The sequence below is a fragment of the Candidatus Flexifilum breve genome (genome assembly GCF_016713355.1).
Genome location: NZ_JADJPI010000041.1, coordinates 101,015 through 121,224, shown reverse-complemented (window position 1 = coordinate 121,224; position 20,210 = coordinate 101,015). Strand labels below are relative to the sequence as shown.

Here is a 20,210-nt window from a genome sequence, read left to right as displayed (position 1 = left end):
GGCATGCCTCGTCCGGTTTTTCCTCTGGATTAGGCAATAGGTCGGTTGTCTGTGAAAGCAAAAGAGGTGTTTTAACGGATAGGGTGGTCGTGTGAGCACAGGAGGACGAGGCATGCCGCGTCCCTCCAATTAAGAACCTACCCCTGAGAGGGGGCCGGGGGTAGGGTCGGAAAAACGGACATGATGTATCGCATCCCTCTACTTATTGCAGCCCTAAGGTGATGCAGTCAAACAAAACTATTTCTGATACAATCGTTCGCATGATGAGAGGGGCGAGAGCATGGCAATCGATCTTTTAGCACAACTGAATGAGCAGCAGCGCGAAGCGGTCACCGCGGGCGAAGGGCCAACGCTCGTGCTCGCCGGTCCCGGATCGGGCAAAACCCGCGTGCTGACCAACCGCATCGCCTTTCTAGTCAGCGACATCGGCATCCCGGCGCATCACATCATGGCGGTGACGTTCACCAATAAGGCCGCCGCGGAAATGCGCGCCCGCGTCGAAAATATTCTCGGCGGGCGGCTCGACGGCTTGCAGATCGGCACGTTCCACGCCATTTGCGCGCGCCTGCTGCGTATCGAAGCCGAGCACACGGCCTACGGTCGCGATTACACGATCTACGACAGCGATGATCAGGTCAAGCTGGTCGAAAACCTAGCCGCAATGCCGACGTGCGCGAGAAATACCAGAAGCGCTACGAGCATGTGCTCGTCGACGAGTTTCAGGACACGAATCAGGCGCAGTATCAACTGGTGCGCCTGTTGGGTGAACCGCAGGAGAATGTGTTCGTCGTCGGCGACCAAGATCAGGGCATCTACGCCTTCCGCGGCGCGGACTACCGCAACGTCAACCAGTTCCGGCGCGACTACCCCGCCGCCCGCGTGATCATCCTCGCGCAGAACTACCGTTCCACCAACACTATCGTGCAAGCAGCGCGCGCGGTCATCGACAAGAACAAGCATCGCCAGCCCAAAGAGCTGTTCAGCGAACGCGGACAAGGCTCGCCCGTCACGATCCACGAGGCCTACAACGAAGACGAAGAGGGCGAATACATCGTCCGCACGATCAAAGATCTGGCAAAGCGCAAAAGCTACCATTACCGCGATTTCGCCGTGATCTACCGCACCAACGCGCAGTCGCGCTCGCTCGAAGACGCCTGCGTGCGCATCGGCGTGCCTTACAAGCTGGTGGGCGGCGTCGGCTTCTACAAGCGGCGTGAAATCCGCGATCTGCTGGCGTACATGCGTGTGGTCAACAACCCCAACGACTCGGCGTCGTTCACGCGCATCGTCAACGTGCCGGGGCGCGGCATCGGCGAAAAATCAGTGCAGGCCTTCGATCAATGGGTGCAGACGCGGCGCATGAGCAACGCGGAAGGCTTGGAGGCGCTGGCGAACGGCGAAGCCAGCCCGATCAGCGGGCGGGCGGCCAAGAGCTTCGCCGACTTCGCGCTGATGGTGCGCGAACTGCGCGAACTCGTGCCCAACGGCAACGATCTCCTGCAGTTGTTTGATGAGATCATGAGCCGCACCGAATACGGGTTATATATCCGGGAGATGAGTGACACCGTCGATCAAGCGCAGGAACGGCTCGAAAACGTGCAGGCGCTGCGCGGGTTGATCCAGTCGAAGAAAGATTTGTCGCTCGATAATTTCCTCGAAGAGACGGCGCTCTCCGGCGAAACCGACGAGCTCGACCTCGAAAAAGATGCGGTCACGCTGCTCACCATGCACTCCGCCAAGGGGCTGGAATTCTCCGTCGTGTTCATCACAGGCTGCGAAGACGGCCTGATTCCGCATTCGCGCTCGTTCTCCGAGCCGGACGAAATGGCGGAAGAACGCCGCCTGTTCTACGTCGGTGTGACGCGCGCCAAAGATCAACTGTACCTGACGCACACCTTCAAGCGATCGCTGTACGGCGAAAGTTCGCTCTCCGAACCGTCGCGTTTCCTGAGCGATATCCCCGGCGATCTGACCGATGGCGCATCGCTCAAGGTCAAGGATATGACGAACCGCGCGGGCTACAAATCGGCGACGACTTGGGAGCGCCAAACGAAGTCTGCCAGCCCGAAAGTCATCTCGTTTGAGCAGGCGCGGCAGACCGCGACGCCGCTCAAATACAAGGCGGGAATGCGTGTCATGCACCCCAAACTCGGCGAGGGCATGGTCATCGACAGCCGCAGGTCAGGACAGGATGAAGAGGTTCAGGTGCACTTCAAACAGTACGGCACCAAGCTGATGCTGGCGAATTATGCGAACCTGTTGATCCTAGATAAATAGAACATTCCTTTTGGTGTATGCTGTCTGTATAATGTCGACCTGTATCGACCCTTTCAGGGTCTTTGAAAGGAATCCCCATGGAAACCGAAAAGATCACGGACGGCAAAGTCGTCACGTTGAGCTATGTTCTGACGGCGGACGGCGAAGAAGTTGCGCGTACCGAAGACGGCGATCCTCTTGAATATCTGCACGGCGCGGAAGACATTCTCCCGGGCCTCGAATCGGCGCTGGAAGGCAAGACGGTTGGCGATAAATTTGCGGTGACGCTCGCCCCGGAAGATGCCTATGGCGACTATGACGAAGACGACATCGAAGAAGTGAGCAAGAGCGACATCCCCAACGTGGAAGAGCTCGAACTCGGCATGATGGTCGAAGTGGAAGATGAAGACGGCTACCAGTACATGGCGTATGTCGCGGAAATCGACGACGACGTGGTGGTGCTCGACTTCAATCACCCGCTGGCCGGCAAGACCCTCACCTACGAAGGCGCGATCATCGCGGTGCGGCAGGCGACCGAGGAAGAACTCGATCACGGTCACGCGCATGGCGAATGGAACGGCTTCGAGTACGAGGACGAAGGCGAAGACGAGGAATAATTCCCTCGTTTGACCTGCGGTGGACTGACGAAAGACGGGTAGAAATGCTCCCGTCTTTTTATTTGCCTGTTCCCCGCGTAAGATTTGCCCGCGGCCAATTCTAAACGCTCTTCGTAGGGACGCACTTCATTGCGTCCGCGCTTCCCACCCCACCCTCGGCCCCTCCCCTCTCCCCGCTTGCGTGGGAGAGGGGTTGGAGGTGAGGGGTAATCCGTATCGTTTTCTTAAACTGCATCATTGCGTCCGTTGCAGCCGACCCCACGCCTCCGAATTCGGGGAGGGGAGCCAACACCACCCGCTAAACCCGATTGGTTTTCGTAGGGACGCGCAACGGCGCGTCCGTGATGCCTGCTCCCAGCGGACGGACGCCCCGTTGGGCGTCCCTACAAAATTCGCCCCCGCCACTCTTATGCAAACCCATTTTTTAATAGTCATATGTACTATACTGAAGAAAAGTGTGATGGTTTTTTCTTGTCTAAAGGAGTTATTCGGCGATGCGTAAAGTTTCTCCTGTGACTGGACAGCCGGATTACCCCGGCGCGGGCTGGTTGATCACCAGCGGGTTTGCGACCGACGCGTATTTTCAGCGGTTTGGCGATTGGCACACCGGGCATGATCTGGCACGCTCCCGTGAGGGCAACGAGCCGATCTATGCGATTGCGGACGGCAAGGTGATCTGGGCGGAAAACGCGGGGAACGGCGGCTTCGGCAATCTGGTCGTCGTGCAGCACAACGACAAGCTGTTCTCGCGCTACGCGCATCTCTCGCGCATCGATGTCGCCGCCAAGCAGGATGTCGCCGCCGGACAGCGGGTCGGCTTGCTCGGCACGACCGGCCGCTCGACCGCGCCGCATCTCCACTTTGACATCATGCGCATCAAAAACGCGCTCGACTGGCCGGGCAAGAACAAGCAGCGCGTGCTGGAAACCTACATCGATCCGAATTCGTGGTATCGCGAGGCCGAAGTCACCGTCTCCGTCGAGCCGACACTGACGCAGTGGGTGCGCGTCAACGCGCCCGCGACGCTCAACGTGCGCGCCCGCGACTCATCAACGGCGGCGATCATGTACCGCCTGCCGAACAACAGCATCATCGAGATCAAGGGCATCCGCATTGAGCGCGACGGCATCGTGTGGCGTGAACTGCTCAGCGGCGGCTTCATCGCCGAGATGTACACCGAACCCGTACCCGCACCCACCGATTTCGGCGTGGGGGTGCGCACGTTCATCGCCCCCGGCGGCACGCCAGCGCCGACTCCGGTCGCCACCCCCGCCGCGGAGGCGGTCGCCGTCGCGAGTTCCGCGCCTGCGCCGAGTCCCGCCCCCGTCGCCGCGCCGACCTTCACCATTGAGGGTCGCGGCGTGCATGCCAGCGCGGGCGGGTGGGCACCTTCCGGCGAAGAACTCAGCTACGTCCGCGCCAACGGCGTCAAATCCGTGCTGATCGTGGCCTACGAGCCGGGTCAGGCGCTGCTTGCCGTGACCGGTTTCCGCGATGCGGGCGTGACTGACTTCATCATCCGCGCGGCGACCCATGCGCCCGTGCACGCCAACCCCGACGACTTCGCCGCGGACACGCTCAGTCGGCTGCGCGAATACTACGCGGAGCTCGGCGGCAACCGTATGCTGATCGCCGTCCACAATGAACCGAACATCGACCGCGAAGGTCTAGGGCGCGCGTGGCAAAATGGCGCGGAGTTCGGCAACTGGTATACGCGCGTGGCGCAGATCTACCGCGAACAGCTCCCCGGCGCGCTGATCGGTTTCCCGGCGCTCTCCCCCGGCGGCGATGCAGACATCCCCGGCGTGGTCAAGCGCATTGACGAATGGCGCTTCGCGTCGGAATGTGCCCCGGCCATCCGCGCCAGCGATTGGCTCGGCGTGCATGCCTATTTCGTCGGCGACGGCACAGATATCGACCTCAAGCCGGGCAAGTGGCGCGAACTGGCAGGCGGTCGTCCGGTGATCATCACCGAAGGCGGCCCGGCGGATAACATCGCGAATTCGGGCGCAAAGCTCAATAACATCTACCGCCGCTGCTCCGATGTCGGCTTCCCGGTGATGGCGTGGCTGCTCAGCGGGGCGGGCGCGTGGCACAGCGCCGACTGGACGAAGAACGGGGTCAGGGTGTAAACGGCCTCACCCCGTTTCGCTGCGCTCAACCGCCCCTCTCCCAAGGGCGAGGGGCAAAAGCGGGTTGTCCTTGTCCCTCTCCGGGTGGAGAGGGACGGCTGGCGCAGCCAGCAGGTTGAGGTTCTCTTGAAACGCAAAGGGCGACCACATGGGTCGCCCTTTTGCTCAGTTCGCTGATTATCCCTCAGCCGGGGTTACAACACCAGATTAGCGCCTGCCACCAGCAGCGCCACCGCGATCACCGCGTAGACGATATACAGCATCTCCGGCTGCAGCAGCGAAGTCGACTTCATCTCCGACGCGCCTGCATACGTCCAGCGGATGGGCGTATGGCATTCGTGGCACGTATCGTTGGTATTGGAGACAGTCGAGCTGCACACCGGGCATTGGTCAGTCATGGTTGATTCCTCATTCGCGAGCGCAAATTCTCGGTTGGCACTGCGTTGCACGTCAGCGCCACACCATGACCAGAATGATATGTGAATTAATTCACAAGTGCAAGATGTAAATTGTGAAATCTGTCACAAGTTTCGAGGTGACAAAAAGCATCGATTGTCAGTTCGGAGAAGATAAGGGATGCGCAGTGGTACGCATCCCTGTGAAGATTGGGGAGCGCCTAGGGAGCTGTCGTTTGATTTATCCAAACTCGAACGGCGTTATCAGGCGCTGCCTGATCGTCTTGCCACACGGCCACGCGCACGAAGGTTGTCGGATCGTACAACCCAACATTAATCGTATCAGGGCTGACGTCTGCTGTTATAGCCAGCTGATGAGAGGTCACAATCAAATCATTGTGAAACCAGCGCCATGTAGGATAGTTACCACCTTGCGGGCGCGCGTCCTCCTGAGCAACGATTTCCCCATTTTGTAGCACATGTACAAACATCTGATAATCTTGATTGTTGAACGCATAGGCGCGCCAGTACAGATCGAGCTTCCAAACATCCGCATCAGATGTGAGTCGAAACCCCGCCAGTTGGAAACTATCCGCAAGCGTTGTGCGCAGTGGAGTCACACCGGCAGGCAGTGGCGTGGGAATCGCCACTTTGAGGCCCACAGTCAGTGTCAGCCCGACGATCAGCAAGGGAAATACCCACTCAACAAGACGGCGCTTATTCGCCTCCGTCAGCAAAATCACGTTGAGTGCGCCAAAGGTTGCGATCAAGAGCAGCGCCATGAAGACCGTCACGTCACCGAGCAAGAACAGAGGATTCATCCCCAACCAGTCAAATGGCGCTTGGGTCGTGATGATTACATTGTACGAAAAAGCCAGGAACGTCGGCAGCGCAACCCACCACACGCGCCGATCTTGTGCGACGGCCAGCAGGCTGGCGACAGCAGCGGGGTAAAGATATCGTTCGTGCATTTGCGTGGGCAGCAGGAAGAAGCCGAAATAGCTTGCCGTCAGCCACAACCATTCATGCCGCTGCTCAGCGCGCCGCCACACGAGAATTAGTAAACCGCCAACGTAAGCCGCCAATGCACTCAGGCCAATCAGCTTAGCAGTCAGTCCGGCAAACAGTATTTGCGTATCAGGCGGGTATTCGAACAGCAGCGGAGGACGCATCGTCCACACGTTCGGATTGGCGAGATACCAGACATTGAGCGCGTTGATCGTGTAGGCGGAGAACTGATCAACGGCCGCAGTAAACGGCACGAATACACTAGAAAGGCCACTGACGGCGACAAACGGCGCAAGCGTGAGCGCGGCGATGCCGCCAAGCAGCAGCAGACAGATTAGCGTCGTACGCCAGCCATAACGCCGGAAGGTGAGCACCAGCAGCAGCGGCACGGCGACGACCGCCTGGAACTTCGTTAACAGTGCGAGAGCGAAAACAGCCCATGCCCAGCGAGGATGATCTTGCTGCAGCAGCCAAAACGCAATCAAAAGAGGTAGGGTGAACAACGCGTCCGTTTGCCCCCAAAAGGCGGTTGTCGCGATCAAACCGGGGTAGATCGCAAGCAGCATGGGGACGAACCAGCGGATGCGTGTCCGAGGGGGCAGCACAAGATAGCTGAATGCCACTATCCCCACCTCCGCGCTGACTGAGACTAATTTCAAGATAGCCACGAAACCAGCGCCGGTTGCCGTAGTTAAGCTGCCCCCTAACGAGATCCACAACGAGGTCAGCATTCCCGTCAGAATCAGCGAGAATGGTGGATAGTTGAAATTATCTGGCTGTGCATACATGCTGAACAGCCCGTTCTGGGCCAGACTAATGCTGCGCGGCGCGAAAAAATCGGAGAGATCGGGATGGGCATTAATCTCCATGTATCCGATCCGCATAAGGATTGACAGTGCGATCAGCAGTGTTAACACGACAGAACGCCGCCTATTCCACCGAATGACCGCATGGTCGACGTGAGTATTGGAGTATAAGGGGACGTAACTCATTGTTATCAGAAACCTCTACTGATGGCGCAGTATGCTGGCAACGCGCGCTGAGGAACATGGAGTATCACATCGTAATCAACGAGGCAGCATTCGACTATTCACCTGAGATCTCACGCAGATTCAACAATCCCGCTTCCGTATGCTGAAACCCGCACCTTCGATAAAACGCGGCGAGGTGCGGCTCATAATCGACATGCACCCATTCGATTCCCCGTGGGCGCGCCGCCTCGACCGCCACGCGCACCAACTCTGCGCCAATCCCCTGCCGCTGATAGTCGGGATGCGTGGTCGTATCCAGCAGAAAAGCGTGGGCACCGCCATCCCACGCCAGATTCACAAAGCCGACCAAGCGCGCGCCGTCGTAGGCACACACATAGAGCAGACTATGTTTGAGCTGCGCCGCGAAATCGCGCTGCTGATACCCGTCCCACGCCGCCCCGAACAGATCGTTCAGGGCAGCATTGGTGATCGGCGCGGATAAACGGTAATCGATCATGATTGATCTTGTAGGGGCAGACCTGCGTGTCTGCCCGGTGCTAGCTCACTCATAGCGCAGCACGTTGGCGACGCGCTCCTGCACGGCGACGCGCGCGCTCAGGAACGTCGACACCCACGCGATCAGCACCGACGCGCCGATCAGCGCGAGGGCGGCGGGCACGGCGTCGCGCGGGATGGGGATCGCATCGCCTTGACCGAGCGCCGTCATGATCGCCACGCCGAGCGCGCTCACGCCAATGCCGAGCACCCCGCCGAGCAAGCCGACGAGCGTGTTTTCCAGCAGCATGACCCACAGCACGCGCCGCCCCTTCAGGCCGACCGCCTTGAGGATGCCGATCTGCTGCCGCCGTTCGAGCGTCGCCAGCGACACGGTGTTCGCCATCGAGACCGCCGCCGCCAGCAGCGAGAGCAGGCCAACAATCGTCGGAATGGCGCTGAACTGGTTGATCAGGCGGGTGAGCAGGCTGTCGATGAAGCTGATGTCGAGCGCGAACACAAACGGGATTTCCGAGAAGGCCAGCAGCACTTCGTTCAGTTCGGCGTCCGGCACTTGCAGCACGTTGAGCGTGAAGCCGGAGTCGCCGCTCATCGACCCCGGCGGGACATACGCCGTGCCGACCTGCGTCAGGCCGCCGCTGTTCGCGACGATGCCGATCACCGTGAAAGTTACCTCCGCCGTGCCGCGCACCCGCAGCACAATCTCCGAGCCGACCTGTACGGAGTTCTCCACGCCAAAGCCGAGCGCCTCCGACACGACGATCACGCGCTGACCGCGGTCGTCCGGCGTCAGGTCACGCCCGGCGAGCAGTGTCCCGCTCGACAGATTGGGGTTATCGCTCTCGCGCGCCTGCACGGGGATCGAGCGAAAGGCGCGCTGCATGCGGCGCGGCGCATCGTCGGAGAACGGGAATTCGACCTGCGGTTCGACGCCGTCCACGCGCACGATCTCGGCGGTGTACTGCATCAGCCGCGTGTTGTACACGCCCTCAAAGCGATCCACGACATTGCCGACCACGCTCTGCCCGAAGGCGGGCGAGACGAGGCCGACCAAGGGAAACACGAGCACGTTGCCGCCGAACGTCTGCGTTAGCTGGAACTGCAAAATCTCACGGGTGCCCACGCCGACAAATGTGATGCTGCTCAAGGCGAACATCCCCGCGCTGAGCGCCAGCAGCGTGGTCGCCGTGCGGATGCGGCGCGCCGACAGGTTGCGCAGCGCCAGCCGCAAATCGACGTTGCCGAACGAAGGCAGCTTGCCGACCAGCCACACGATCACCCACAGAATGCCGACCAGAATGCCGAGGATCACCAGCGTGAGCGCCACGCCGATCACGCCCGCAATCGGGAAGCCGATGATCTGCCCGGCCATCAGGCCGATGACCAGCACGACCGCCAGCAGCGCGATCAGCGCGTGCAGGATGCTCGTGCCGGGGATATGCGTCTCATTCGGGCGCAGGATGATTGCCGGACGGACGCGGTTGGCGGTGAGGATCGGCAGCACGCCGAACACCAGCGTCACCACCATGCCGAGGCTCAACCCGTACCAGATCGCGTCCGGGTAGACGCGCCACGTCAGCCGCTGCTGCAAAAAGGCTTCGCCGTACTGATTGACAACGCCGCTCAAGAGCACGCCCATCACCGTCCCGGCGAGGCTGCCCATGACGCCGAGGAGGAACGCCTCGGCGAAGAACATCGCGGCGACCTGCCGCCCCTTGAGGCCAAACGTTTTGAGCGCGGCGATCTCGTTGGTGCGCCGGCTGACCATCGCCAGCATGGTGTTGATGATGCCCACGCCGCCGATCAACAGCGCGCCGAGGCCCATGATCACGATGAAGCGCCCGATATAGTCACCGATTTCGCCGAATTCTTCGATCAGTTCGGTGACGGTTGTTGTTTCGAGCTGGAAGCTGCGGCTGGACGGGACGTCCTCACGGAGTTGATCCAGCATCGCTTCGATGTCCGTGCCCGGCGGAAAGACGAGGCTCAGCACGTTGGGTGAGGTCGAGGCTTGCACGGTCGCCGCCTTGTCGATGTGCAGGTAGGCGAAGCCGAAGAACGCGGCGAACAGATCGCGGATGCCCGCTTCCGTTTCGGCGGGGACGATGCCCGTCACCGTGAACAGTTCTTCGGTGTTGCTCACGCGCACCGTATCGCCCACACCGACGCCCTGCTGCGTGGCTAAATTCTCGCTGATGACCACGCTGTTCACATCGGGGAACAGGTCGCGCAGGGGGACGCCCGCCGGTTCCAGCGCGGTGATGTCGCCCGTGGGGGGGAACGTCGCCGGGTCGATCAGCAGCGTGCTGATCAACTGCGGTCGCCCCACAGTCACCGCATCGACGGCGGTCACCTGCAAGCCGAAGCTGCGCGTGTAAAAGCTGAGCTGCGCATCATTCGCCGCCGCCCAGTCGGTGTACGCGGCGACTTCGCTGCTGGCGAAGACGGCGCCTTCCTGTTCACTGGGGTCGAAGAAGGCGAACGCCGCGTTGCCCGGCGGCGCGTAGGTCAGCAGAATGTCGCCGTGAATGCTGGAACGCGCGTTGTCGATCAGCGAATCGCCGATGGCGAGGCCGAGCGAACGGAGCGCGACGACGGTCGCCACCCCGGCGGCGATGCAAAAGACCGCGAAGATCGTCCAGCGAGCGCTGCGGCGCAGGTTACGCGCGGCATAGCGCAGATAAAACCACAGTCGAGCCATAGAAGTTCCTTTTTTGAGACTGTTTTATACACCGCCGGAGGCTCAAAGCCCTCCGGCCATTGAACTAAGCCTGCTGAAGCAGGCTGGGCAGCCCTCTTTAGAAGGCTTACTTCAGCATAGCCCGACCCTTTGAGGGTCGGGTGAGATTTGCCGATATGTTTCCCGTGTGCCAGCGTTCACTCGGTGGGTGAGCGCCACATTCCTCAATACGCACAGACCCTACGATTCGTTCCGGCGGTGCTATAATACCGTTACTGTCAGGGAAGGCAATTGAGGCGGGCGACTGATGACGATCCAGAACGGCGATGACCCGAAATGTGTCGATGAAGTCCGGCAGGTGCGGGCGCTCAACGGCGCAATCCGCGACGGACTGCGTAACCAGCAGGCCATTTTAGAGCGGCGCAGTGTCAGCGTCCCGGATAACGTGATCCAGAATCTCGTCAGTCTCGACGAACACCTCGAACGCCTGGAACACACGCTGCTCGACGAGCAGACCGAGCTGGAACAACTCCGCGCCCTCACCGAAACTTCCGCGCTGATCAATTCGACGCTCGATCTCGATCAGGTGTTGGCGCAGGCGATGGACGAGATCATCAACCTGACGGGCGCGGGTCGTGGGTTCATCTTACTGCGGAACCGCGATACGGGCGAACTCGATTTTCATGTGGCGCGCGCCAGCGATGGCGACGAACGCCACGACGTCAGCCGCATGATTCTGAATCAGGTCATCACCACCGGCGAACCACTGCTCACCGACAACGCCTCCAGCGACCCACGCGTGAACAAGAGCGAGACCGTCGGCAAGTTCACGCTGCGTTCAATTCTGTGTGTGCCGCTCGTCTACCGGGAGCGCGTCACCGGGGCGATCTACGTCGATAACCGCTTCCGCGAGGCCGTCTTCACCCAGCGCGAGCTGAATCTACTCACGGCCTTCGCCAATCAGACCGCCGTCGCCATCCAGAACGCGATCCTGTTCGCGCAGGTGCAGACCACGCTCGTCGAAATCACGCGCATGAAGGAACTGATGGAGAACGTGTTCGCCTCCATCGCCAGCGGCGTGATCACCACCGATCAAGCCCATACGGTGACAACGTTCAACCGTGCCGCCGCGCAGATTTTCGCCGTGCCGACCGAAGCCGCCATCGGGCAGCCGCTCGAAAGTGTCTCACCACACGTCGGCGAACTCGATCAGTATCTGGACATCGCGCAGTCAGGTCGCAGCGCGGCGGTCGAACAGCAAACGTCAATCACCGGACGCGGCCCCGTTGATCTCAACTTCAAGGTCAGCCCGCTCAAAGACGGCCAGCAGAACACGGTCGGCGTCGCCGTGGTCGTCGACGACCTGACCGAGCAGCGCGAACGCGAACAGACGCTCGGCATGGCGCAGCGTTATCTGCCGCCGGGCATGGTCGAAAACATCCACGAGATCGCGGGGCTGGCGCTCGGCGGCGAACGGCGCACGGTGACGTGCATGTTCGTATTCGTCGCGCCCTACAGCGTGTTCCCATCTAACCTGCGCGCGCAGGCCATGATGGACATGCTCAACCAGTTTCTGGAGACGGCCACCGACGCCATCCACGACGGGCGCGGCGTCATCGACAAATACATGGGCAACGAGATCATGGTGCTGTTCAACACGCAGTTGAATCCGCAGGATGATCACGCCCTCCGCGCCGTCAACACGGCACTGGATATGCGCGAGGGCTTCTTGCGGCTGTACGAACGCCTCGGCCTCGACCCGCAGCCGCACCTCTACCGCCTCGGCATGCATACCGGCGTCGCGACGCTCGGCAATGTCGGCAGTTTGAACCGCCGCAACTTCACCGCCATCGGCGACGCGATCAATCTGAGTAAGCGCCTGCAAGAGAATGCCACCCCCGGCCAGATCATCGTCAGCGATGACGTGCTGCGGGCCATCGGCAGCGCGCCTGCGGACATTCAGGCCGCCGAACGCGGCTCAATTCAGGTGAAAGGGCGCAAGCAGTTGACCAGCATTTATGAGGTATTCCGCGCATGATTCGATTGGGTGCGGCTGACAGAAAACGAGACATGGGCGTGTTGTGCAATCCCCTCACCCCCAACCCCTCTCCCCAAGAGGCGGTGGCTCCCCCCTGAATTCGGAATGTCTCTTTCGGTCAATACGGTAGGGACAAGGCCAGCCTTGTCCGCTTTGAGCGACAAGGGATCTCACAGCCATGAGCGACACCGCCACTAACAACATGAATCCGCTCAAGCCCACGCAGAGCGGACAGGAGCAGCTCCGCCAGTTGAAGCAGGAAGTCGCGAAGTTAGACGATTTGCTGCGCGTGCAGCAAAGCACTCTGCGCCCGTATGCGGTCGGCTTGCCTGCCGACGCGCTGCGCAAAGCCAGCGGTATGACTTCGAAGATGGAGAGCCTGACGCTGGATCTGCTCAACCGCCAAATCGAGCTGCGCCAACTGCGCGCGCTGGCGCAAACCACCGCGCTGATCAACTCGACGCTCGACACCGATGAAGTGCTCACGCAGGTGATGGACACGGTGATTCAGCTCACCGGGCGCGGAACGCGGCTACATCATGCTGCGCGACCAACCCGGCGGGCAGATGGAATTCCGCATCGCGCGCGGCATCGATCAGGAACAGTTGCAGCGCGAAGACTTCATCATCAGCAACACGATCATCAACGAGGTGGCGAACACCGGGCAGCCCGTTCTGACCGATAACGCCCGCAGTGACCCGCGCTACCAGCAGCAGGAGAGCATCGTCGGCTACCAACTGCGCAGCATCCTCGCCGTGCCGCTCAAGGTGCAAAGCGAAGTGATCGGCGTGGTGTACTGTGATAACCGCGCGCTCACCGCCCTGTTCAAAGACTCCGAACTGAACATGCTCAAAGCCTTCGCGGATCAAGCGGCGGTCGCCATTCAGAATGCGCGTCTGTTCGAGGCGACCCGCGCCCAACTCGCCCAGATCAGCGCGGCGCGCGCCCTGATGGACAACATTTTCACGTCCATCGCCAGTGGCTTGATCACGCTGGACGGCGAGAACATCATCACGCTGTTCAACCCTGCTGCCGAAGCGATCACCCGCGTGGGCAGCGAACGCGCCATCGATATGTATCTGCATGAAGTGCTGCCGGGGCTGGCGGAACTGCTCGCCGACCAGTTGGAGCGCGTGCGCGCAAGCGGCGATGTCATCGCGCTGGAACTGGAAATCGCGCTGCGTGACCAGATCCGCGTGTGGAACGTGCACCTGAGTCCCCTGCGCGACCCCGCCGACGCGCGCGGCATCGCCCTCGTGCTCGACGACCTGACCGAGCAGAAGGAACGCGAATCGCAGTTGGCGCAGGTGCAGCGTTATCTGCCCTCGGCGCTGGTGGAGAACATGCGCAGCACCGATCTCTCCGTGCTGGCGGGGCAGGAGCGCGAAATCACGGTGCTGTTCGCCGATGTGCGCGGCTTCACCTCGTTCAGCGAACTGCTGGAACCCGAAGAGCTGATGCAGATCATCAACGAGTATTTGAGCGTAGCCAGCGACGCGATCAACCTGTACGAAGGCGTGGTCGATAAATACCTCGGCGACGCGGTGACAGGCTTGTTCAACACACAGTTGAACCCGCAGGGCGATCATGCGGTGCGGGCGGTGCGCGCCGCCTTGAGCATGGTCTACGATGTGCTGGCGCTGCACGAAATCATGCCGGAAGACAGCCGCCTGTGGTACGGGATCGGCATTCATACCGGCATGGCGACACTCGGCAATGTGGGCGGGGAAGAACGGCAGGAATTTGCCGCCATCGGCGACGCCGTCGAATTGAGCAAGCTGCTGCAAGAAAACGCCGGACGCGGCGAGATCATCATCAGCGAAGCGACACTGCAGTACGTCAAAGACGATTTTGAGTTCGAAGCGCTCACGCCGCACAAGACCAAAGGCCGCACCGACTTCACGGTCATGTATCGGTTGACGGGGCGCAAGAAGAAGTAAGCAGTTCACAGTGGATGGGTATTGGCCCCTCTCTCTGAATTCGGAGGCGTGAGGTTGGGGTTGAGAGCGGCGGACGCGATAAATCGCGTCCCTACGAGAAACACCGTCTTTGTGTAGGGACGCAATTCATTGCGTCCGCAGTCTCAAACAGACTTGACGCTCTTCTAGGCATCCTCGTCCCTAGCGTCATTTCTATCTCCCCCTCTCCGTTCGGAGAGGGGGTCGGGGGGTGAGGCTGATGGTTGTAAAAATCCAAACGGAGTTAAGTTCATGAGCGGAGCAGTCACCCTCATTGTTGACGACGAAGTGCAAATTCGCCGTTTTTTGCGCATTAGCTTAGAGGCGAACGGCTACACCGTGCATGAAGTCGAAAGCGGCAAGGAGGCGCTCAACGAAGCGGGCATCCTGCGCCCCGACCTGATCATCCTCGATTTGGGGCTGCCGGATATGGACGGCCTTGAAGTGCTGCGCCGCCTGCGCGAATGGACAAAAACGCCCGTGATCGTGCTCTCGGTGAAGGGGCAGGATCACGTCAAGATTGCGGCGCTCGACGCGGGCGCGGACGACTACGTCACCAAGCCGTTCAGCGTGCAGGAACTACTGGCGCGGCTGCGCGTCGCGCTGCGCCATGCCCACCCGGAAACCGACGAAGCGCCGATCTTTCAGGCCGGCGATGTGAGCGTCGACTTCACGCGGCGGCTGGTCACAAAGGGCGGCGAACCGGTCAAGCTCACGCCGACCGAGTATGCGCTGCTGCGCCTGATGATCCAGAATGTCGGCAAGGTGCTCACGCACAAGCAGATTTTGCGCGAGGTGTGGGGCAAAGAATACGAAGAGGAAGTCCACTACCTGCGCGTGTACATGACGCAGCTCCGCCAGAAGCTGGAAGCCGACCCCGCGCGCCCCGAACTGCTGATCACCGAGCCCGGTGTCGGCTATCGCTTGGTGGCGAAGGCGTAGGAGCAGCACCTACAGCAGTGCGCGCAGTTCGCTGGTGAGGGCTTCGGCCAAGTCGGGGCGACCATGAAACTGCGCGGGCGTGTTCTGGAACAGCGCGATCTGCCAGCGATCGCCGGGCTGGTGCCTCACCGCCGGGTTGATGTCGGTTTGCCCGCGCGGAACCATGCCGCCCCCTGCCCACGCCCCCCCCCCCCCCCCCCCCCCCCCCCCCCCCCCCGGTCGTGTGATCCGCGAAGATTTGCCCGACCGTCGCTTCGATCTCGGCGCGGCCATTCATCTGGCTGCCGTCAAAACCAACGACCGCCGCATCTTCGGCGAACAGTGCTGCATAAGCGCGCACATCCCGCTCATTCCACGCAGCCAGCAAATGAAAATAGAGGGTCGAGATCACAGACTTGTTGGGTAAGTCGGTCAATAGAGTCGGCATAGAACGAACTTTCGTCTTGTCGTGTCTCTATATGTGCACGGCGCAAGAGCATGTGACATCGGAAAGCACGGGCTTAACGGAGGTGCAGATAAAGCAGCATTAGAATGAATTTGTTATTTCACATTGCTGATACCATAGGAGCCTCAGTCATGAGCGTGGATGTTCGTTGGGGAGTTGAAAATCACATTATTCAGACCACCATTGGGGGAAATATTTCCATCGAAGAACTTACAACCTGCGCGAAGGCCACCTTTGCGCTGCTTGATTCAGCCCCTTATGTGCACTCCATTATCGACTTTCGCCAGCTCGAACACTATCCGCCCCTCAGCGACTTGATCCGGCTGCGCTCATTTTTCAGCCACCCCAATTTGGGATGGATCATCATCATCTCGAACGACAAGACAGTCAATTTCTTTTCCATGATCGTGGGCAGCTTAAATAATCGGATGCGCATCTTCCCGACGATGGAGCAAACGCTGGCTTTTCTGACTGAGCGCGATACTTCTTTCGCCTATCCGGAAACGCTGGCAAACCCTGAACTTGCTTAAATAAAAACACGGGGTGAGCCTCAGTCGGCTCGCCCCGTGTTTCCTTAGTGAATTCGCCGTGCCTTAGCGCCGCCGACCAATGCCGAGAATCTGGCCGACGAACAGCAGCACAATCGCGCCGATCACCGCGATCACGAAGTTGATGAGAACGCGCTCAATGCCGCCGCTGGCCGCATTCGGTGCCAGCCCGACCAACCCGGCGACGAAACCGCCCACGGTCGCGCCGATCAAGCCGAGGATCACGTCCATCATGAATGGCGAGTCCTTACGCCCCATCAACTGCCGCGCCAAACCACCCGCCAGTGCGCCCACGATGATCCAGCCAATGCACAAAATCGGATTCAGGGTTAACCACTCAAAGTTCATAATTTGCCCTCCCGGCGTCAAAGCCTGCACACCTTCATCATAGATATATTACGCGTAGAGGGCAACTCGGGTTGCGGCTACCGGGTGAGAATTTGTCCGATGCCGATGTCATGCCCGTCGAGGTCGCGCACGCCGAACTCCTTGACGCCGTACGGCTTAACGCTCAGCTCGTAGTCGATGATCGCGCCGCTCGCCTGGTATTCCACATACAGCGCGTCGGCATCATCCACCCACAGGTAGAGATTCCACGTACCCTTCACGACCTGCCAGTAGGGTTTGATGACCGCTGCATCCGCGAGCGCCAGCATCACGGCGAGGCCATCGCGCCGCGCGATGCAAAAATAGGGTGGGTCGCCGTAGAAGGTGCAGTCCTTGAACCCGAGCTTATCGGCATAGTAGTTGGCGGCGGCGCGCACATCACGCACCAGCACCACCGGGGCGCTGCCCGTCAGTTTGGGCATGGGGGATCCTTTTCAATTGTCCGATTGGATTTGTGCTCAATGTGCTGATAGGGACAAACTGTGAAGCGCAGATTTGTGGGAAAACGTACTGTGTAGGGACGCGCAACGGCGCGTCCGTTTTGCATCTAAATTGGCGGACGCCCCGTTGGGCGTCCCTACAATTCCATCGATTGTTGAATGTGTCTGCTCCCCTCTCCGAAAAGAGGAGAGGGGCTGGGGGTGAGGTTAGAAAATTAACTCACCAGCCGTTCCCACTCTTCCATCGCGGCTTGCAGATCGGCTTCCGCCTGCGTGTATTCCGCGCCGAGCTTGGAGACACGCCCGGCGTCACCGCCCGCGCTGGCATCGGCAATCGCCGTGCCGATCTCCTCGACTTTGCCTTCGAGTTCCAGAATCTGCGCCTCGACTTCTTCGATGCGCTTTTGCAATTGGTACGGGTTAAGGCCAAACTTCTTCTCGCCCGCCTTGATCCCGTTGACGACGGGTTTGGCGGCAGCGCGGGCGGCTTCGGCCTGCGCGGCGGCGGCCAAACGCGCCTTCTCACGAGCGGCGAGGTAGTCGGCGTACGTCCCCTCGAACACGTCGAGCTGACCGGGCGTGATCGTCCAGATTTGCGTCGCCAGCGCGTCGATCAGGTAGCGGTCATGGCTGACGAGCAGAATGGTACCGGGGAAGTCCGCCAGCACGTTCTGCAAGATTTCCTGACTGGCAATATCGAGGTGATTGGTCGGCTCGTCGAGCAGCAGGAAATTCGCGCCCGCTAAGGCCAGCTTCGCCAACGCGACGCGCCCGCGTTCGCCACCGGAGAGCGTGTTGATCGGGCGGAACACGTCATCACCGCGGAACAGGAACTGCCCGAGGTAATTGCGCGCCTCGCTGATCGGCATGGCTTTGACCGTCTGGATCTCGTCGAGGATGCTGTTGTTCTCGTTGAGCAGTTCGTGCGCCTGCGCAAAGTAGCCGATTTTGACGTTCGCGCCGACGATCACCGCGCCGTGCTGCGGTTGCAAGTCGCCGATCACGGTTTTGACGAACGTGCTCTTGCCCACACCGTTCGCCCCGATCAGCGCCGCCACTTCGCCGCGCCGCAGGAATATATCCGGCGACTGGAACAGCGTGCGATCCGGGTAGCCCACGGCGAGATTTTTGCTCGCCAGCACGCGGTCGCCGCTGCGGGCGACACCACCCAAGCGCAGGCTCATCGACTGGCGGCGGTGCGGACGCGTCATCAGACCGCCTTCGCGCCTGAGGCGTTCAAGGCGCGTGCGCCGTCCCTGCGCCTGCTTGGTGTTCTGCCCGGCGAGGTTGCGCCGAATATAGTCGGTCTCTTTGGCGATGAATTCCTGCTGCGCCTCGTACTCTTTGAGCATGCGCTCGTGGCGTTCATCGCGCTGCGTGACGTAGGCGCTGTAGTTGCCGCGGTAGCTTTCCAGTGAACCGAAGTCCAGCTCCCAGATGGTTTGCGCCACCGCATCCATGAAATAGCGGTCGTGGCTGACGACGATCACCGCGCCGGGAAACTCGTTCAGGAAGCCTTCCAGCCATTCGACCGCGTCGATGTCGAGGTGGTTGGTCGGCTCGTCCAGCGCCAGCAGATCCGGCTGTTCGAGCAGCAGGCGACCGAGCAGCACGCGCGTCTTTTGCCCGCCGGACAGGTGATCGATGCGGCGCTCATAGTCTTCCGGCTTGAAGCTCAAGCCGTGCAGCACGGTCTTGATGCGCTGTTCGTAGTTGTAGCCGCCCGCCGCTTCGAACTGCTCTTGCAGTTCGCCGTAGCGCCCGAGCACCGCGTCATGCTGCGTCGGGTCCGCCAGCGCCTGCTCCAGCGCCGTGAGATCGGCTTCCATCTGGCGCAGATCAGCGAAGGCGGCCAGCATCTCCGCGTAGATGGTGTGATCGCCGTAGATTTCCGGGCGCTGCGGCAGCCAGCCGATCTTCAGCTTCTTGACGCGGTTGACCGTGCCTGCGCTCGGCGTATCCAGGCCGATCAGGATCGACAAGAGCGTGGTCTTGCCCGCGCCGTTCGGCCCGACCAGCGCGATGCGCGCCTTGTGCGGCACGTCGACATTCACACCGGAGAAAATCTCGTCCGGACCAAATTCTTTTGCCAGATGATGGGCAGTCAGTAGGGACATCTCAGCCTCGTACGTAGTCAGGCTGATTATAGCAGAAGGGCGTTTGGAGTTGACAGTTCACAGTCGACAGGCAAAACATAGAGGGACAGATCGCGGGATCTGTCCCTCCGACTTAGCTGGGTGATTGTGTGTTAGATCATGCTTATACAATCGGTTGTTTTCGCTTGTGTAGGGGCGCACGGCCGTGCGCCCCTACGAGAGAATACACGAATCTACTGACAATCTCAATTCACGGTTTTTCACTGTGAACTGACCACTGTCAACTGTGAACTTTATTCCCCTTCGAGGTGCGCGCGGAGCATCCACGCCATCTTTTCGTGGGTTTCCAACTGCGCGGTGAGGAAATCGCTCGTGCCCATGTCATGATACTTGTCGGCGGTCGTGTCGATGTCCTGCCGGAGCTGCGTGATCACCGTTTCGTGATCGTGCAGCAGATCCCGGATCATCTCGACCGCACCCGGGTTGTGCCCCGGTTTCTCTTTAATCTTGCTCAGCGTCTTGAATTCGTCGAGCGTGCCGATGGCCATGAAGCCCAACTGACGCACGCGTTCGGCAATTTCGTCGATGGCTTCTTCGAGAATGTCATATTGAACCTCGAAGAACGCATGAAGCTGCGAAAATTCCAGCCCGGTGACGTTCCAGTGGTATTTGCGCGTCTTGGTGTAAAGCACGTATTCATCGGCTAAGCGCCCGTTGAGGATTTCGCATACGCCGACCCGTTGATCATCGGTCAGACCGATATTTGGTTTGGTTGTCATTC

The 20,210-nt window shown here is 60.4% G+C and carries 17 protein-coding genes and 2 pseudogenes; 9 read left to right on the top strand and 10 right to left on the bottom strand.

The window, feature by feature from the left end; genetic code table 11:
• Positions 1 to 280: 280 nt before the first annotated feature.
• From IPK17_RS38570 to IPK17_RS38555, 4 genes and pseudogenes are all read left to right on the top strand, one after another.
• Positions 281 to 628, top strand: a pseudogene (locus IPK17_RS38570) (UvrD-helicase domain-containing protein); the annotation flags it as partial.
• Positions 629 to 669: 41 nt separating this feature from the next.
• Positions 670 to 2,277 (top strand): ATP-dependent helicase, encoded by a 1,608-nt coding sequence (locus IPK17_RS38565; protein ID WP_343423070.1) that lies wholly within the window; start codon positions 670 to 672, stop codon positions 2,275 to 2,277.
• A 77-nt stretch (positions 2,278 to 2,354) separates the two neighbouring features.
• Entirely contained in the window at positions 2,355 to 2,873 is a 519-nt protein-coding gene (locus IPK17_RS38560) for an FKBP-type peptidyl-prolyl cis-trans isomerase (protein WP_343423069.1), read from the top strand.
• Between the two features lie 494 nt (positions 2,874 to 3,367).
• Complete coding sequence (locus IPK17_RS38555) at positions 3,368 to 5,005, top strand: M23 family metallopeptidase (RefSeq protein ID WP_343423068.1); 1,638 nt, start codon at positions 3,368 to 3,370, stop codon at positions 5,003 to 5,005.
• Positions 5,006 to 5,199: 194 nt separating this feature from the next.
• On the opposite strand, the gene IPK17_RS38550 is transcribed toward IPK17_RS38555, so the two are convergent.
• The 4 genes from IPK17_RS38550 to IPK17_RS38535 form a co-directional block, all read right to left on the bottom strand.
• Positions 5,200 to 5,403 (bottom strand): hypothetical protein, encoded by a 204-nt coding sequence (locus tag IPK17_RS38550; protein WP_343423067.1) that lies wholly within the window; start codon positions 5,401 to 5,403, stop codon positions 5,200 to 5,202.
• A 218-nt stretch (positions 5,404 to 5,621) separates the two neighbouring features.
• A complete protein-coding gene (locus IPK17_RS38545) occupies positions 5,622 to 7,325 on the bottom strand; it encodes a putative hexosyltransferase (RefSeq protein ID WP_343423066.1) in 1,704 nt (567 codons plus the stop codon).
• Positions 7,326 to 7,494: 169 nt separating this feature from the next.
• Positions 7,495 to 7,896 carry a GNAT family N-acetyltransferase gene (locus IPK17_RS38540; RefSeq protein ID WP_343423065.1) on the bottom strand — a complete coding sequence of 134 codons (402 nt, stop codon included), beginning with the start codon at positions 7,894 to 7,896 and terminating at the stop codon, positions 7,495 to 7,497.
• Between the two features lie 45 nt (positions 7,897 to 7,941).
• Positions 7,942 to 10,596 carry an ABC transporter permease gene (locus IPK17_RS38535; RefSeq protein WP_343423064.1) on the bottom strand — a complete coding sequence of 885 codons (2,655 nt, stop codon included), beginning with the start codon at positions 10,594 to 10,596 and terminating at the stop codon, positions 7,942 to 7,944.
• Between the two features lie 286 nt (positions 10,597 to 10,882).
• Here IPK17_RS38535 and IPK17_RS38530 point away from each other — a divergent pair, with 286 nt between their 5' ends.
• The 4 genes from IPK17_RS38530 to IPK17_RS38515 all read left to right on the top strand — a co-directional run bounded on the left by IPK17_RS38530 (position 10,883) and on the right by IPK17_RS38515 (position 15,513).
• Complete coding sequence (locus tag IPK17_RS38530; protein WP_343423063.1) at positions 10,883 to 12,613, top strand: GAF domain-containing protein; 1,731 nt, start codon at positions 10,883 to 10,885, stop codon at positions 12,611 to 12,613.
• Between the two features lie 178 nt (positions 12,614 to 12,791).
• The gene (locus IPK17_RS38525) at positions 12,792 to 13,298 is read left to right on the top strand and encodes a hypothetical protein (protein ID WP_343423062.1); all 507 of its coding nucleotides are present in this window, start codon (positions 12,792 to 12,794) and stop codon (positions 13,296 to 13,298) included.
• Positions 13,180 to 14,553 (top strand): adenylate/guanylate cyclase domain-containing protein, encoded by a 1,374-nt coding sequence (locus IPK17_RS38520; protein ID WP_343423122.1) that lies wholly within the window; start codon positions 13,180 to 13,182, stop codon positions 14,551 to 14,553. Before IPK17_RS38525 ends, IPK17_RS38520 begins: the two co-directional genes overlap by 119 nt.
• 270 nt (positions 14,554 to 14,823) lie before the next feature.
• Positions 14,824 to 15,513, top strand: a complete 690-nt coding sequence (locus IPK17_RS38515) for a response regulator (protein ID WP_343423061.1) — start codon at positions 14,824 to 14,826, stop codon at positions 15,511 to 15,513.
• A gap of 9 nt (positions 15,514 to 15,522) precedes the next feature.
• On the opposite strand, the gene IPK17_RS38510 is transcribed toward IPK17_RS38515, so the two are convergent.
• Together IPK17_RS38510 and IPK17_RS38505 are read right to left on the bottom strand one after the other, a co-directional pair.
• Entirely contained in the window at positions 15,523 to 15,678 is a 156-nt protein-coding gene (locus IPK17_RS38510; protein WP_343423123.1) for a hypothetical protein, read from the bottom strand.
• A gap of 109 nt (positions 15,679 to 15,787) precedes the next feature.
• Positions 15,788 to 15,940: pseudogene (locus IPK17_RS38505) on the bottom strand (SgcJ/EcaC family oxidoreductase); the annotation flags it as partial.
• Between the two features lie 149 nt (positions 15,941 to 16,089).
• Here IPK17_RS38505 and IPK17_RS38500 point away from each other — a divergent pair.
• Positions 16,090 to 16,488, top strand: coding sequence for a hypothetical protein (locus IPK17_RS38500; protein WP_343423060.1), 399 nt, complete (start codon positions 16,090 to 16,092; stop codon positions 16,486 to 16,488).
• Between the two features lie 63 nt (positions 16,489 to 16,551).
• On the opposite strand, the gene IPK17_RS38495 is transcribed toward IPK17_RS38500, so the two are convergent.
• The 4 genes from IPK17_RS38495 to IPK17_RS38480 form a co-directional block, all read right to left on the bottom strand.
• Complete coding sequence (locus tag IPK17_RS38495; RefSeq protein ID WP_343423059.1) at positions 16,552 to 16,854, bottom strand: GlsB/YeaQ/YmgE family stress response membrane protein; 303 nt, start codon at positions 16,852 to 16,854, stop codon at positions 16,552 to 16,554.
• A gap of 77 nt (positions 16,855 to 16,931) precedes the next feature.
• Positions 16,932 to 17,315 (bottom strand): VOC family protein, encoded by a 384-nt coding sequence (locus tag IPK17_RS38490; protein WP_343423058.1) that lies wholly within the window; start codon positions 17,313 to 17,315, stop codon positions 16,932 to 16,934.
• Positions 17,316 to 17,548: 233 nt separating this feature from the next.
• Positions 17,549 to 19,450, bottom strand: coding sequence for an ABC-F family ATP-binding cassette domain-containing protein (locus tag IPK17_RS38485; RefSeq protein ID WP_343423057.1), 1,902 nt, complete (start codon positions 19,448 to 19,450; stop codon positions 17,549 to 17,551).
• Positions 19,451 to 19,722: 272 nt separating this feature from the next.
• Positions 19,723 to 20,208: a Dps family protein gene (locus IPK17_RS38480; RefSeq protein WP_343423056.1), complete on the bottom strand. Its 486-nt coding sequence runs from the start codon at positions 20,206 to 20,208 to the stop codon at positions 19,723 to 19,725.
• Positions 20,209 to 20,210 lie beyond the last annotated feature (2 nt).

Excerpts from the sequence above, each read along its gene's own strand:
- IPK17_RS38495 (WP_343423059.1), bottom strand. The coding sequence starts at position 16,854 with ATGAACTTTGAGTGGTTAACCCTGAATCCGATTTTGTGCATTGGCTGG.
- IPK17_RS38540 (WP_343423065.1), bottom strand. The coding sequence starts at position 7,896 with ATGATCGATTACCGTTTATCCGCGCCGATCACCAATGCTGCCCTGAAC.
- IPK17_RS38480 (WP_343423056.1), bottom strand. The coding sequence starts at position 20,208 with ATGACAACCAAACCAAATATCGGTCTGACCGATGATCAACGGGTCGGC.
- IPK17_RS38525 (WP_343423062.1), top strand. The coding sequence starts at position 12,792 with ATGAGCGACACCGCCACTAACAACATGAATCCGCTCAAGCCCACGCAG.
- IPK17_RS38510 (WP_343423123.1), bottom strand. The coding sequence starts at position 15,678 with ATGGTTCCGCGCGGGCAAACCGACATCAACCCGGCGGTGAGGCACCAG.
- IPK17_RS38485 (WP_343423057.1), bottom strand. The coding sequence starts at position 19,450 with ATGTCCCTACTGACTGCCCATCATCTGGCAAAAGAATTTGGTCCGGAC.
- IPK17_RS38490 (WP_343423058.1), bottom strand. The coding sequence starts at position 17,315 with ATGCCCAAACTGACGGGCAGCGCCCCGGTGGTGCTGGTGCGTGATGTG.
- IPK17_RS38560 (WP_343423069.1), top strand. The coding sequence starts at position 2,355 with ATGGAAACCGAAAAGATCACGGACGGCAAAGTCGTCACGTTGAGCTAT.
- IPK17_RS38520 (WP_343423122.1), top strand. The coding sequence starts at position 13,180 with ATGGAATTCCGCATCGCGCGCGGCATCGATCAGGAACAGTTGCAGCGC.
- IPK17_RS38550 (WP_343423067.1), bottom strand. The coding sequence starts at position 5,403 with ATGACTGACCAATGCCCGGTGTGCAGCTCGACTGTCTCCAATACCAAC.
- IPK17_RS38515 (WP_343423061.1), top strand. The coding sequence starts at position 14,824 with ATGAGCGGAGCAGTCACCCTCATTGTTGACGACGAAGTGCAAATTCGC.
- IPK17_RS38500 (WP_343423060.1), top strand. The coding sequence starts at position 16,090 with ATGAGCGTGGATGTTCGTTGGGGAGTTGAAAATCACATTATTCAGACC.
- IPK17_RS38535 (WP_343423064.1), bottom strand. The coding sequence starts at position 10,596 with ATGGCTCGACTGTGGTTTTATCTGCGCTATGCCGCGCGTAACCTGCGC.
- IPK17_RS38530 (WP_343423063.1), top strand. The coding sequence starts at position 10,883 with ATGACGATCCAGAACGGCGATGACCCGAAATGTGTCGATGAAGTCCGG.
- IPK17_RS38555 (WP_343423068.1), top strand. The coding sequence starts at position 3,368 with ATGCGTAAAGTTTCTCCTGTGACTGGACAGCCGGATTACCCCGGCGCG.